Annotated in this window: 13 protein-coding genes and 1 pseudogene; 11 read left to right on the top strand and 3 right to left on the bottom strand. The window is 38.3% G+C overall.

The window, feature by feature from the left end; translation table 11 throughout:
• Positions 1–277, bottom strand: a 277-nt coding sequence (locus tag Q7O55_RS08955) for a hypothetical protein (RefSeq protein ID WP_303929838.1), incomplete at its 3' end; no start/stop codon positions are given.
• A gap of 818 nt (positions 278–1,095) precedes the next feature.
• On the opposite strand from Q7O55_RS08955, the gene Q7O55_RS08950 reads away from it, so the two are divergent.
• Both Q7O55_RS08950 and Q7O55_RS08945 read left to right on the top strand, forming a co-directional pair.
• Positions 1,096–2,355 (top strand): hypothetical protein, encoded by a 1,260-nt coding sequence (locus Q7O55_RS08950; protein WP_303929837.1) that lies wholly within the window; start codon positions 1,096–1,098, stop codon positions 2,353–2,355.
• Positions 2,356–3,252: 897 nt separating this feature from the next.
• Positions 3,253–3,789, top strand: coding sequence for a flavin reductase (locus Q7O55_RS08945; protein WP_303929836.1), 537 nt, complete (start codon positions 3,253–3,255; stop codon positions 3,787–3,789).
• Positions 3,790–4,106: 317 nt separating this feature from the next.
• On the opposite strand, the gene Q7O55_RS08940 is transcribed toward Q7O55_RS08945, so the two are convergent.
• Positions 4,107–5,441 (bottom strand): hypothetical protein, encoded by a 1,335-nt coding sequence (locus tag Q7O55_RS08940; protein ID WP_303929835.1) that lies wholly within the window; start codon positions 5,439–5,441, stop codon positions 4,107–4,109.
• Positions 5,442–5,879: 438 nt separating this feature from the next.
• On the opposite strand from Q7O55_RS08940, the gene Q7O55_RS08935 reads away from it, so the two are divergent.
• From Q7O55_RS08935 to Q7O55_RS08900, 8 genes and pseudogenes are all read left to right on the top strand, one after another.
• Positions 5,880–6,323, top strand: coding sequence for a hypothetical protein (locus Q7O55_RS08935; protein WP_021148769.1), 444 nt, complete (start codon positions 5,880–5,882; stop codon positions 6,321–6,323).
• Positions 6,323–6,922, top strand: a complete 600-nt coding sequence (locus Q7O55_RS08930) for a DNA-3-methyladenine glycosylase I (RefSeq protein WP_303929834.1) — start codon at positions 6,323–6,325, stop codon at positions 6,920–6,922. The genes Q7O55_RS08935 and Q7O55_RS08930 overlap by 1 nt, the downstream gene beginning before the upstream one ends.
• Before the next feature lie 447 nt (positions 6,923–7,369).
• Complete coding sequence (locus Q7O55_RS08925; protein ID WP_303929833.1) at positions 7,370–8,086, top strand: DUF554 domain-containing protein; 717 nt, start codon at positions 7,370–7,372, stop codon at positions 8,084–8,086.
• A 355-nt stretch (positions 8,087–8,441) separates the two neighbouring features.
• Entirely contained in the window at positions 8,442–8,573 is a 132-nt protein-coding gene (locus Q7O55_RS08920) for a hypothetical protein (RefSeq protein ID WP_303929832.1), read from the top strand.
• Positions 8,574–8,585: 12 nt separating this feature from the next.
• Positions 8,586–8,726 (top strand): annotated as a pseudogene (locus Q7O55_RS08915) (type II toxin-antitoxin system RelE/ParE family toxin); the annotation flags it as partial.
• Between the two features lie 16 nt (positions 8,727–8,742).
• Positions 8,743–9,063 (top strand): HigA family addiction module antitoxin, encoded by a 321-nt coding sequence (locus tag Q7O55_RS08910; RefSeq protein WP_004694508.1) that lies wholly within the window; start codon positions 8,743–8,745, stop codon positions 9,061–9,063.
• Positions 9,064–9,149: 86 nt separating this feature from the next.
• A complete protein-coding gene (locus Q7O55_RS08905) occupies positions 9,150–9,503 on the top strand; it encodes a Spx/MgsR family RNA polymerase-binding regulatory protein (RefSeq protein ID WP_303929831.1) in 354 nt (117 codons plus the stop codon).
• A gap of 397 nt (positions 9,504–9,900) precedes the next feature.
• Positions 9,901–10,674, top strand: coding sequence for a hypothetical protein (locus Q7O55_RS08900; protein WP_303929830.1), 774 nt, complete (start codon positions 9,901–9,903; stop codon positions 10,672–10,674).
• Positions 10,675–10,782: 108 nt separating this feature from the next.
• Here Q7O55_RS08900 and pgtP read toward each other — a convergent pair whose 3' ends face one another.
• Complete coding sequence (gene pgtP, locus Q7O55_RS08895; protein WP_303929829.1) at positions 10,783–12,105, bottom strand: phosphoglycerate transporter protein PgtP; 1,323 nt, start codon at positions 12,103–12,105, stop codon at positions 10,783–10,785.
• 494 nt (positions 12,106–12,599) lie between these two features.
• Here pgtP and Q7O55_RS08890 point away from each other — a divergent pair, with 494 nt between their 5' ends.
• Positions 12,600–14,543 carry a cation-translocating P-type ATPase gene (locus Q7O55_RS08890; RefSeq protein WP_303929828.1) on the top strand — a complete coding sequence of 648 codons (1,944 nt, stop codon included), beginning with the start codon at positions 12,600–12,602 and terminating at the stop codon, positions 14,541–14,543.
• The last annotated feature ends 103 nt before the right edge of the window (positions 14,544–14,646 follow it).

Genomic DNA, 14,646 nt, shown 5'->3' with positions numbered 1-14,646 from the left:
TGGTATATGGCAATGCATGGTTTGAGAGTAGTGTAATTCTGTAAACCTCTAAAACACGAACTGGGATCATATCCAGTTCTTTATTGTTTGAGAGTAGTGTAATTCTGTAAACCTCTAAAACACGTGTATCGGTCCTCGGCTTGTGTCGGCTGTTTGAGAGTAGTGTAATTCTGTAAACCTCTAAAACACAGCTGTTGCATCCGTGCCATTTAGCACCGTTTGAGAGTAGTGTAATTCTGTAAACCTCTAAAACGAACTCCCTGAATGTATGGCTCAAGCTTCTGTTTGAGAGTAGTGTAATTCTGTAAACCTCTAAAACTATCCTAAAAGATGATAACGGAAGAAATACGTTTGAGAGTAGTGTAATTCTGTAAACCTCTAAAACGACTTATCAAGTCGATTATATCTATCCGGAGTTTGAGAGTAGTGTAATTCTGTAAATCTCTAAAACGAGCAAATTAGATTCTTCTTTAAAGTTTTGGTTTGAGAGTAATATAATTAGAATTTAGTAGATTATAAATTTGTGAAACGACATAAAAGCCGAGCTATCTTGTTTTAGTAGCTCGGCTTTGTTTGTTAATTCATATATTTATATAATATGATGCTTATTGTATCGTATATTAGTTCGTTCTATAATAGATTTGGGATAGTCAGATGAGGTTGGGCCTCTCTTCGTTTTTGAAGGGAGGGATAAGCCTATGAGTGATTATGAATTAATCATGCTCTTATTACAGGTGATAACTGTGGTTATTGCTTTTGGGGCATTAATAGCGCTTATTTGTCTTACAAAAGACAAATAGCCCTCCGTTGCCTAGTGTAACTAGATAACTGAAAGGCCATTTCCTAATGTTTTACTGATTTAGAGATGAGCCTGACGGCACTACTCGTCTGACTATCTATCTATATTATAGTAAGGTTATGTTATATCGTCAAATTGAGATGAACCTCATATATTAAATAGAAACAAACCTCATACATAGTGAAATATAAAGTTATAAATAATAGGCACGATCTTATTTGCATAGTATACTTATGCTAATAAGGTTGTGCTTATTTGTTTTGTAAATATGAGAGACGCAAAGAAGAGAGGTTTTTATGCTACGTAAAAGTTTACTACTGATGACGGCGATAGCTGCTTTCACCATGAATGTATGCGCTGTACAGATTGAAGTGCCGAAAGAACAGCCACCTGTGCCTGGAATCAATGCGAGTATTCCTGCTAATGCGTATGAGAATTATTGGCATATTAATAAAGTTGCGGAGCAAGAGGCAGAGTCATATAGTCAATTTGCAAAATCGAATCCTAAAAATCCGCCATCTACGCTTGATAAGCTAAATCAGGAACATCCTGGTTTCTCTAAGGCTTTGGAGCTTGCAAATTATTCTCAATCAACAGTTGTATTGATTCATGAAGGGGATAAGAATATTAGAATATCCGTGCCAAATGTTAGTTTTCGTGGTGATGTTGTAGAAACTCCATCTGGAAAAGAAGGTCCTTTTTTTGCTGTTAGAAGCTTGAGTGCGTTTTTAGTGGTAGGTCCACCGCATGGCAAAGCACTTGATACATATTCTGAAAGTAAAGGAAAATATATGTATCCAGGTTTACGAAATACATCTTGGAAATTTATGTCGAACAATGCTCGTGTGATGTATACGGAATTCACACCGAATGATACAAAAACTGCCTATGGCATTACCTATGGTGGTTGGGTTAATACAGAAGATCCATATCAAGATCAAGCACCTGAAGTGGTGATGAGTAATTATATTATTCCATCCATAGAATCCTTAGCTGGATTAGATAGTTATAGCCAGATTGAGCATTGGGGGAACTTTCACTATCGCATTCCTAAGACGGCTAAGTTAGTCAGTGAAGCCGTAGAAAATGAGAGACATGAGGTGAGAACTTATGAGGATACAGGGGTTAAAATACGGGTAATACGTAGTGCAATCATGAGCAAAGAGACAGATAACACGCTGATTAAGGTTCCAATAATATATTATTTACATAAATATAATGATTTAGAGACGCCTACACAGTACGCCGTAGTGTGGAATAACGGAATTCCTGGCTCTTTAGTTGATGCCTATAAGCCCAATCATGAATCTTATCTTCGTCATGTTATGAAAGATTCTGTATACTATTACAGTTGTCGCATTAATTATGATGAAAGTAAAACGTCTTATACACATAAACAGCTAAGAGATATGATTGAATATGTGGGATTTGATGATGCGGCAAGATTACGAAAAGAGCCACAATGGCGAGAAGAAGGGTCATATAAGGAGAGACTCGAAAATAGCCCAGTATTTATCCCTTGGTATATGGAATGGGTTAAACTGTTGACTCAATAAAACTTTGTTTTTAAGCTTGTATAATATTAGATAGGAGAGAGTCATTGAGTAAACTCAAATACATTAAAATTATATTAGTGCTTTTGCTTAAATCTTATCTCATTTATCTATGGGTCAACTTCGTAGGGGCGTTTACTCATCTACTCTATTATATTTATATATTGAAAGTATATTCATTGGAGGATTTCGGACTATTTCTATTCTTTCTTTTTGGTAATATATGCAGTATTCTGTGGCTTGTTTTATGGTGTAAGCGATTAACGCCGGCTTTTAACAAGCCCAAAATATATTATGAAATTAAAGACTGGATTCGATCTAAGAAAGAAGCAGCACCTATCTATAAAGTCTTGTTTGGCAGTTTATTGCTTTTGATAAAGTTATGTCTTGTAGTGTATATCTTAATAATAGCTTCCATGATTTTAAGCATTCCATTGGTAAATTTTTAGTATCCCTTCAAAAGTTAAATAAACTAAAAGCCGAGCTTTTAATTATTAGAATTAGCTCGGCTTTTATTAGTTTATTCATATATTTATATAATATGGTTTTTATTGTATCGTATATTAGTTTGCTCTATAATAGACTTAGGATAGTTAGACGAGGTTGGGCCTCTCTTCGTCATCGAAGGGAGGGATAAGCCTATGAGTGATTATGAAATAATCATGCTCTTATTACAGGTAATAACTGTGGTTGTTGCTTTTGGAGCCTTAGTAGCCCTTATTTGCCTTACAAAAAGCAAATAGCCCTCCGTTACCGCATGGTAGCTAAGTAAACAGAAAGGCCATTTCCTAAGTATTTTGATTTTCGAGATGCGCCCGACGTTACGACTCGTCTGACTATCTACCTATATTATAGGGGTAAAGATTTATATCGTCAAATTGAGATAAACTGGAGGTCCTTATGAAACCATTTGAAACAAAAGATTATAAAGCTTTTACCATGTTCGAGGATCGTTGGGCTCTTGTTACGGCCGGTACGCTTGAGGATTTTAATACGTGTACAGTTAGTTGGGGCAGCATGGGCAACGTGTGGGGCCCGAATGGTGGCGACATGTCTACGGTGACGGTGTACATCCATCCAGCTCGCTATACGCAGGAGTTCATGGCAAAATACGATACCTTTACAGTGAGTTTCTTCTCTGAAAGCTACCGCAAGGCGCTTGGTTATTTAGGATCTCATTCTGGTCGCGACGAAGATAAGGTAGCTAACTCTGGACTAACCCCAGTGGCGGCAGGCGATGGGGTGACTTTCAAAGAAGCAGAGTTAACATTTGTATGTAAAAAACTGTATGAACATCAATTTGACGAATCTCATTTAGCAGCCCATGTAAAGGAATATTATGCAGCGAATCCGTCCATGTACACCCAAGCTGGTAAGGATCGTTGGGAACCTCATTATATGTACATTGGCGAAGTAGTTGACGCCATAGAGGGCTAGTCTGTCCACATAACAAATGAAGACATACATGCAATTCTTTGGGATACCGTGAATGCTGTATCTTAACTAAGTATATTTTAGTTTTCTGGTACTAAAAAAGTCGAGCTTCTATCGTTTAGTTGCTCGACTTTTGTTAGTTAATTTATACATTTGTATAATATAATGCTTTTTTATATTGAGGAAAATATGAGAGTAAAGTGAGACTCATTAAGCGATATATTAGCATTAGATTTTGCTATGGCTGTAGAGTAGGGAACGTTTACATATCTTATAATATTAGGTTGCTTTTGAACGGTGCTTTAATGGATGTTGATCTTCTATGTTTCTGGAAATAGAACATGCTCTTGCATTTTAAAATTAGGATTATTGGTAGAATCAAAAAACTCAATCATATTCCGTAATTTTTGAACTTCCTCAGCATTTAAAAAACTTGGATAAAAGATGACATAGGTAAAGCTATAGGTTCCATCATAGGAGTGAAAGGTTAGAATGTGATCGTTCTTATTAGGTTCATAGCTGTGTATGGATAGACCAGGGATGTTATTGTTCCATACAACTGAGTAATTGATATAGTCTGATGCTGATGGATGGTAACGGTAAATATCCCAGAACGTATTTAAATCAGTTTTAAAATTGTAATGACCATTTATAACAAGTTCATGCGCATATGGGTTTTTAGGAACATTATCAGTAGAAATAAAGAATGTTATGTCTCCTTTTTTGTAGTATCTAATATCTTGGTGGTCGGTGCCTTTACTTTCACCTTCGTATATGGCGTCTTTTGGTACGCGGTATTGTACACCGTTTAAGCTTTCTATGCGTGAATATTGATTTAATTCATTTAGGTTTTGTACAGAGGGAAGCACATAATTAGCCAATAATTTATCTGTAGGAACCTTGTTCAGAACGGGGTTGTTATCATAATAGACAAACCCTGCGTGATATAAAGGATAACGCATGTTATAGCCCTTAAATTTAAAATTAATCGTGTCGATGGTGAGCGTTGTTTTTTTACCGTTTTTAAGGTGTGGCATCTTCATGCTATCCCAAGTGCTGTAGGTAACAGTAGGATATGAAAATACAGTACCCTTTATATCAGAAATCTGTTTTGAGGACTTTCGTTTCGCATTGGCTTGCAAGAAATTACGGACGTCATTTTCTGTTAGTTTCTCATAGGGTATTTTAGTGTTACGCCAATTCTGATCTTTGTAATCAGCATAGTCAATTTCTAAATTGAGACTTCCGTTATTGGTTAAAACTCGATAGTCCTCAATGGTTCGACTCGGATTTTTGTAACGCCCTATATCATAATCACTTTTTATGCCCGCTACAGGGAATGAAAGCCGAATTTGGTTGTATTGGTCATGAACGGAAATGACCGTATTATGGTAATGTTGACCGCGATATACAGAGGCAGCTTTAGCATACTCAATTTCGTTTTTACTAATACCGTTAGTCTTGTCCGTTAACTTTAATGTTTCCACATAGTTTGCTACATCCTTTTCAATAGCTGGGTTCGTAGCTTGGTAATTTATATAGGCATCTTTTGGAATCTTCGGATCTGCACCAGGAATATTAACATCGATGGCTCCTACTGGTGATAATATAGTGCTCATGATAAAAGCACCTACTAATAGTGATAGTTTTGTCATGGTAGTATCTCCCGTATCTATTGGTGTTGTAAGTAATCCATAGATTATGTTATTAAGTATAATTATATAACTAAATGGCTATATTGATTCAAGTATTCATCAAAATATATCATAAAATCGATGAAAAATAAGTATACAAAAGCTAAGTGTAATGAATGGCTTATATAGTGAGCTCTTTTATTGATAATTACTATAAATAGCATGATTTGATAAAATTTTTATAAAATATAATCCCACAAAAACTGCAAAATCTGATATAATATTAGTATGAAAATCGACGTATGTAAGGACTAAAAAATGGTGTGTATGAAGTGATTTTCTGGCCTAGAAAATCACTATATCCTTAGTATTCAGTCGATATAATCGGAATGTTGTATATATGAAATGACTACGCAAATGCGTAGTTTTTATTATTTTTTGTTTGGTGTAGGTAGTCCCATGAGTGTAGTGAAGCCCTTATTATGGCTATTAGAACCGTATATCGTATACAAGGCCTATTTGTGGGGTGCCCGTTTCATGGCACAGCCTTTTACATGGGAAGGCGAATTAGATTGGTTCGCTTTTATGCTAACCATACTGCTCGTCATTGATGTGGTGGCGTTGCCCTTGGTGATCTTCTATTGCCCTGGTTTGAATCCTGGGGTACGTGTTCCGGACTGGATTCGCCGTTTAGGAACACCTATTTATGCCGTCCATAATTGGCTTGATAGTAAGGTAGGTGACGACACATCTACGCCGATTGTATGGCTTCGTAAAGCCTTGCATTCCCTACTTTTATTCATTTATTATTTGGTGCCATTTTACGTGGGTGGTCATCTCGTAATGGGTCTCGTAGTAGCGCTCATGTATGACGTTCTCGTATGGGCGCATGGAGGTGTGTGATGACGACTTGTGAATGGCCGACGACGCCTTTATATCAGGATTACCACGATTACGAGTGGGGACGACCAATTCATGATGATCAACATCAATTTGAACATATTTGTCTTGAAAGCCTCCAATGTGGTCTCAGTTGGCTTACGATTTTGAATAAACGAGATATCATTCGAGAATGCTTTGATCATTTTGATATTGATGCGGTGGCTGTTTATGGTGAAAGTGACATTGAACGCATCATGCAGACGGAGGGAATGCTTAAGCATCGTCCTAAAATTGAAGCTATTATCAATAATGCTGCGGCTTTTAAACGTATTCAATCTGAATTTGGTTCGTTTTGTAACTATATTTGGGGGTTCACAGATAATAAGACGATTATCTATGAAAATCATCCTGAAGGGCATTTCCCTACTAAAAATGGTCTATCCACGCGGATTAGCAAAGATCTAAAGAAACGGGGATTTAAGTTTGTAGGGCCTGTAACAATTTATTCACACCTACAAGCCAGTGGTCTCATCAATGATCATGGTAAAGACTGCCCTTGTTTTGAGGAGATTAATAAAACAGCAGATATCGTACGTTTACCTGTAGACGATGAAGCTTAAGGGAGATAAGCAGAGATTAGTTAACAATAGTTTTTGCGCATGATTGAGTTTACATAATTGAATTGGTTGTTATGTGGAATTGGGTGTATACTAAAATTGATGAGGTGATAGCGACTCATCTCATGTTGGCCCACTTTATATAAACACATATTCTCTCTCTCCTAAGTGGGTCTATCATTAGTTCTCTCTCAACGCTATAAACTATACAGAGCCTCTACCTTATTGGGTAGAGGCTTTTTGCTGTATATAATGTTATAAGAGGAGCAATACTGTATTAGGGAGCCTTATAACAGCATTAAACAGGCTATATGTATGGTCTTAAAGAATCTTTAATTAATCCAATTTCATAGTATATATTTTATACCATATAAATTGATTTCTTTCGATGTAGTTGTTATACTGAAGTAAATTGATAGTGTTACTTTCACAATTAAAGAAGGGAAATATATGATTGGTTTGGGAACGGCCATTAACATTGGTCTCATTATAGCTGGTAGTCTATGTGGCCTCGCGTTTGGTCGCTTTATGAAAGAAAATTTAAAGCAGACGCTCATGATTGTGAGCGGTATTATCGTGCTCCTTCTCGGTATGAGCGGGGCTATGCAGTATATGCTCGTCATTGTCAACGGATCTCTACAAACAACGGGGCCGCTATTGATGATTATTAGCATGGTCGTAGGCGCCGTGATTGGCGAAATTATCGATCTTAATCATTGGATTACCGTGTTTGGTGATTGGATGAAAGCTCGCACTGGCAATGCTGGTGATCCAAAGTTTACACATGCTTTTATTACTGCATCTTTGACGTTTACTGTAGGTGCTATGGGGGTACTGGGCTCTATTCAAGACGGCCTTACTGGAAATTATCAAACGCTATTATTGAAAGGCATCCTCGATGGTATTATCGTTATGGTTATGGTATCCTCTATGGGAAAAGGGGCACTGTTCTCCTTTATTCCTGTAGGTATTACGCAATGGTTCATCACGGCGATGGCACATATTGCAGCGCCTCTGATGACACCTAGTGCCATCGATAACCTATCCTACGTCGGATCTATTCTGATTTTCTGCGTTGGTATCGACCTCATCTGGCCTGGTAAAGTACGTATTGCAAACCTTTTGCCAGCCATTTTCATGGCAATGGGGCTTACATTTTTGCTATAATTAGCATTACAACAATATATAGATTTTTATAAGAGACCTATATTCTCTGAACCTTTGATGTGTACTTTGTACATGATACGGTCGAGGATGTAGGTCTTTTTACTTTTTAAAATCAATTTAGTAGATGTGCGAATTAATGATAGTTTTAATTCAATTATGACAATAAGGTAAATTTATTACATTCCGAAATAGGTGACCAATAGAGTCATCGCAAGTGTAGGATTTAAATGATGTTTTATAGAATTCTTTTACCAAAATTGTTTGTAGAATAATTTCAATTCTATGTATAGTTATTCTTCAAGTATATGTTATTGAATTACACCTGTTTAACAGGTATAATTAAAGGAGAGATTCTATGATTATCGGATTTAAGGATAAGGAAACAGAAAAAGTTTACTATCAAAGCTTTTCCAAACGCTTTTCTCCGTTTATACAAAGGCTAGCTCTTCGTAAATTACTATTGTTAGATAATGCTGAATCATTATAAGATTTACGTTGGCCACCAGGTAATCGCTTGGAGTTGTTGCAAGGAGATCGATTTGGTCAGTATAGTTTGCGGATTAATAGTCAGTATAGACTGTGTTTTAAAGTGAAAGATATTAGTAGTTTTTATGATGTAGAAATTGTAGATTATCATTAATAGAGAGGAAATTAATATGGAAAAGTTTATTCCTACACCTACCATTAGTGAAATATTAAAGGAAGAGTTTATGGATCCATTAGGACTATCTGCATATCGATTAGCTAAGGATATACATGTGCCTGTTTCACGGATTCAAGAAATATTGAATGGTACACGGTCTATTTCAGCAGATACATCGTTGCGTTTAGCGAAATACTTTGGTGTTTCGGAAGGGTATTTCTTGCGTTTACAGATGGATGTTGATTTGCGTACCGCAAAACTCAGTGAGGGTATGGATGAAGTATTATCCTCTATTACACATTGTGCTTCATTAGAACCCGTAGACTGTCAATAAGAGATTGATAATTTTCGATGTATTTGGTAAAATTATCTTAAATTAGTAAGTTGTTACAACATTGAATACTGATATAAGGAGAACCTATGTTATTCGTTGAATATCCTAAATGCACAACATGCAAAAAAGCAAAGAAATTCTTAGATGATCACAAAATTAAGTACATAGATCGTGACATCAAGTCCGAAAATCCTACAGCAGAGGAAATCGCTGCTTGGTATCCACAATCTGGCAAGGATTTGAAAGCATTCTTTAATACTTCTGGTATGATTTACCGTGAACAACAATTAAAGGATAAATTGCCAAATCTTAGTGAAGAAGAAAAACTAGCTTTATTAGCATCTAATGGCATGCTTGTAAAACGTCCTATCTTGGTTCTTGAAGACAAAGTACTCGTTGGATTTAAAGAAGCAGAATGGATTGAGGCGTTGAAGCTCTAATTTCATATTGTATTGGGTTGGAACGGACCTATCTCTAAAAGTCTCCATAGCGAGCTAAGTCATTTTTAGAGATAGGTCCGTTCCTTTTTTATACAATTTATGAAATTAGAGCAACAATTGGGGGCTCTCATTTATCAAAAAATTTGATTTGTATATAACTTATATATTTTGTATAATACTTACACAATAGATATACCCCTATGGGTACTATAAAAATTTAGAATAGAAACAAAAGGTACTTCAGATCGGTAGTTGATTACTGTTAGGTTAATATTAGTACGATATTAACACAAGATTAGTGTCATATTGCATGGGTGTACCTTACTATTTAATAAATTGTTTTGTATTTTATTTCCGGATTAAGTAAGGCCGGTATCTCATTTATAGAGAGGTCTATATGAAGTTTTTACAGTCTTTATCAGCGCAGGTTTCTCTGCGTACGCAGGGGGCTATTTTGGCACTCGGCTTGTTATTTATTATATTAGATGCGCTTACGGAGCCTATGAACCCAGCTATTGATTTGGCGTGGGTAACGGTCATCATTTGTGGCTTGCCATTGCTCATTAACAGCGTGCAAAGTATTTTGGATCATTTAGAGATTCATGCTAATTTTCTCATCGTGATAGCCATGGTGGCGCTTATTGCGATTGGAGATTATCATACGGCAGCTTATGTAGGACTCATCGTACATGGTGGCTTTTTCTTAGAGCAGCTTATTACGGGCGACGTACATTATACATTGGATGATGATATGTTGCCGACCATGCCTACACAGCTTGTAGCCTTGCGTCAGGGCGTCAACAATTATTCATCTGTTATTGTTGTGGCTGTCATGTTGCTTTCCATGGGTTCCTATGCATTGACGCAGAACTTTATGCATACCATTACATTGCTAGTTATTCTTTGCCCATGCTCTTTGGAACTCGTTCTTGTGGCACTTATGATGGGTTCTCTCGTAGATGAAAACTCTCCGACAGCGGGGCTTTCAAAAGAGGCGAAACAATGTCATTTGGGCTTACTCATCGTGTCCATTTTGTTCCACGTTGTCATTATCGGTGCTGGTGTGTTAGGATCTATCAATCCTGTAACGGCCGCTGCATTGCATGGCTTGGCGCGACTTGGTCTCGTGTATAATTTGAAAGTATTAAACGGCTCCTTGTGCATCGCATAAATAATTAAACTCCCCTAGTAATCATAAGTATTACTAGGGGAGTTTTGTATATATAACAGTGAGCTGTACAGTATGTATTTATACATTACGTATTATACAGTACATATTCTATTGTTGTCTTTTGTCTCCAAGGGTGAGGAGTAGGAATACGATGGATAGGATACATGCACCAACGAGGGCAATGAAACCACCATCCCAACCGTAGAGATCAACCATGAGACCCATGAAAGCACCAGCACCAGCAGAACCGATGAGGTAACCAAGAAGGCCTGTAAGGCCAGTAGCACCACCTGTTGCTACGCGTGGCACCATATCTGCTGCTTGAAGGCCAATCATCATAACAGGACCGTAGATGAGGAAGCCGATAGCGATGAGTGCTAAGTTATCGATGAGAATATTGCCTGCAGGGTTGAACCAGTAAACGAGAATTGCCAAGATAACGAATAACATAAAGCAAATCGTAGCTGGAGCACGACGGCCACGGAATACGCGGTCACTCAAGTAGCCACTTACGAGCATGCCTGGAATACCGGCCCATTCGTATAAGAAGTAAGCCCAACGGGAACCTTCTTTTGTGAAGCCTTTCACAGCGGTTAAATAGGTCGGAGCCCAGCTAACTACGCCGTAACGGATGAAGTATACAAAGATATTTGCAATCGCAAGATACCATAAGTATTTATTATGCAAAATATATTTGTAGAAGATTTCTTTGAAAGTACTTTTTTCTTCATGTTCTGTATGTGTATGAACGACTTCATGTTTGTATTCTTCGATAGGCGGTAAGCCACAGGATTGAGGCGTATCTTTCAGCAATACAAAGGTAATAATCGCTAACACGATAGAGATAAGGGCAGGGAAGAAGAAGATACTATGCCATGTACCGAATAGGTAGATGCCAAGCGTAGCAAGAGGAGCGATGATGCCGCCACCTAGGTTGTGGGAAACGTTCCACCAGGACCACCAAGCACCGCGTTCGGAACGGGAGAACCAAGTTACCATGTTTTTCGCATATGGAGGGTAGCCCATACCTTGGAACCAACCGTTTAATAAGGCAAGAACGCACATGATAGGAATACTGCTCATAACACCTGGTAAGGTGCCGAATAATAACATAACTAAAGCACTAAGCAATAGACCTACTGTGGAGAAGTATTTTGGGTTAGAGCGGTCAGACGCATTACCCATAACAAATTTACTTACGCCGTAAGCTACGGATAAGATGGTCATAACTATACCAAGATCCGCTTTGGTGTAGCCGTACTCAGCAATCATGTACGGAACAGCTAAACTAAAGTTTTGACGGATCAAATAGAATGTAGCATAACCAATAAATGTACCTGCAAAGACTTCGCGTCGAAGACGTTTGTAGGTGGAATCGATTTGCGCCTCTGGTAAACGTTCAATATGAGGAGCAGGAGAGAAAATCGACATCGTTACACATCCTTTCTACAACATGTCATTTGTAATGATACCATGTAGGGTATGTAGTCGACTATGTTTTATTTTTAATTATGATAAATAGTTATTATAAAGGCTAATTATAGATAATATTGAATAGATTGGAAATCATCAAAATATATTTTATATAGCAAGTTATCAACGGTAGCAATATATATGAATAACTGTTCATGCATTTGTGTAATATGGTCATGCGTGAATAATATAATCTCAATAAATCCAGTATTTACCTGTGCTTTTAATTATATATGAATGTTTGCACATATTTTGCTATTGACATAAGTATACCCATAGGGGTATAACATAATCATAAGGTATACCCCTATGGGTATACTAACGGCAGAAATGGTAAACAGAAAAATTAATAAAGAATGTTTGCCGTAAGGTGTTATATACATGGACGCATGTATGTAATCCATAATCAATGTGTACATATCATTATATATAAGCTTTCACAGGAGGTACGTATGGAACGGTGGAGCAAAATAGAAGAATGGTTCGATTTGAATCGTGAAAAGATTACATTAGTAGCCGGTGGTATCGGTGTAGTATTTAGTTTATTAGGCATTCGTTTAGGCTTTCCCTTTGATTGGGCTTGGCTCACAATACTATTATGTGGCCTTCCTATCGTGTGGGGCGCAGCGGTTGCCATGTACGAAGAGTTTGACGTAAAAGCAGACTTACTCGTGTCCTTAGCATTAATTGCAGCTGTTGCTATCGGTGAAGTATTTGCAGCGGCAGAGATTGCTTTCATCATGCAACTGGGGGCCATGCTCGAAGAGTTCACCGTATCTAAAGCGCAAGCGGGCATCGAACGTCTCGTTAAATTGACGCCTACAACGGCGCGCATCGTCCGCAACGGCAAGGAGGAGATTTTGCCTGCAGATATCGTAATGGTAGGCGACGTAATCCGCGTGTTGCCTGGTGAGGTTATTCCTGTGGACGGCATGATTTTGTCTGGTGATACAGCAATTGATCAATCCGTTATGACTGGCGAATCCATGCCGGTCGATAAAACGATGGGTGACGAGGTCTTCTCTGGTACGGTGAACCAATTCGGCGCCTTCGATATGAGTGCTACAAAAGAGGGCGAAGACAGTTCTATTCAACGCATGATTAAGCTCGTTAAATCTACTGACCCAGGTAATGCGAAAATCGTTAGCTTGGCTGACCGTTGGGCCACATGGATTGTAGTGATTGCGTTATTGGCCGCGGTTGGCACCTATGTGGTAACTGGAGAAATCATTCGTGCCGTAACCATCCTCGTTGTGTTCTGTCCTTGTGCTCTTGTATTGGCAACGCCGGCAGCGATTATGGCGGCTATTTCTAATGCGAGCCAACACGGCTTCCTCGTGCGCCGTGGTAATATTATGGAACGCTTGGCGAAGGTTGATACGATGACCTTTGATAAAACAGGTACCTTGACCTATGGTATACCTGAGGTGACCGCCGTTGAGACTGTTGGTTCCATACCTACTGATGAGTTGTATCGATTGGTTGCTTCGGTAGAGACTAAATCTGAGCATCCATTGGGCAAAGCTATCGTGAATGGCTTTGCTACTCGTTATGGTGAAAGCTTCGATTCCATAGATTCCTTCCGTATGGTTCCTGGCAAAGGCTTAGAGGCGACTGTACAAGATAAAGCCGTTTTGGCTGGTAATGAAGCAATGATGACCTTGTCTAATATTTCTATTGCTGACTCTGTGAAAGAGGCTGTTTATGAGCATTTGAACCGAGGTGCATCCATTGTATATGTTGCCGTTGATGGTGTATTGGCTGGTTATGTGGCTTTGGCGGATCGTGTTCGCCGTGAAAGTCGCGCCGTAGTAGAGTCCTTAAACGAACTTGATGTGATGCCTGTGCTTTTAACAGGTGACCATGTGGCAACAGCGAAAACGATTGGTAAACGATTGAACGTATCCAATGTGATTGCAGACTGTTTGCCAGAAGACAAGATGGATACAGTGGCTCAATTACAACAAGACGGTAACATCGTAGCCATGGTTGGCGATGGTGTAAACGATGCACCAGCCCTTAAAAAATCCGATGTGGGTATCGCCATGGGCGGTGTTGGTAGCGATATCGCGGTAGAGGCAGCAGATATCGTTCTTGTAAATGATAATGTAAAGGAAATTCCTCACTTAGTGGCATTATCTAAACGCATGATGACTACTATTAAAATTAATCTTTCTTTCTCCTTGCTTTTGAATTTCGTAGCTATCATTTTGGCTATGATTGGTACATTATCCCCAGTTTGGGGCGCCCTCGTTCATAACGGTGGTAGCCTTCTCGTAGTAGCGAACTCTGCACTACTCTTACGATGGGCTTACAAATCTAATCACGTAGTAGAGGATGATTATTCCGTACTCGTAAAAGCAGCACGCAAACGCGTATTTGAAGGGGAATGGTAGATTTTACAAACTCAGTTATATGTCCTAGATTTGATAAAATAATAGAACGCTTAATTGTAGAATGAAATTGAACAACTAAAAAATCCATAGTGAACCTTGTGTT

The sequence above is a fragment of the Veillonella parvula genome, assembly GCF_945949885.1.
GTDB classification, from domain to species: domain Bacteria; phylum Bacillota; class Negativicutes; order Veillonellales; family Veillonellaceae; genus Veillonella; species Veillonella parvula_B.
This window is presented reverse-complemented; position numbering and strand designations above follow the sequence as displayed.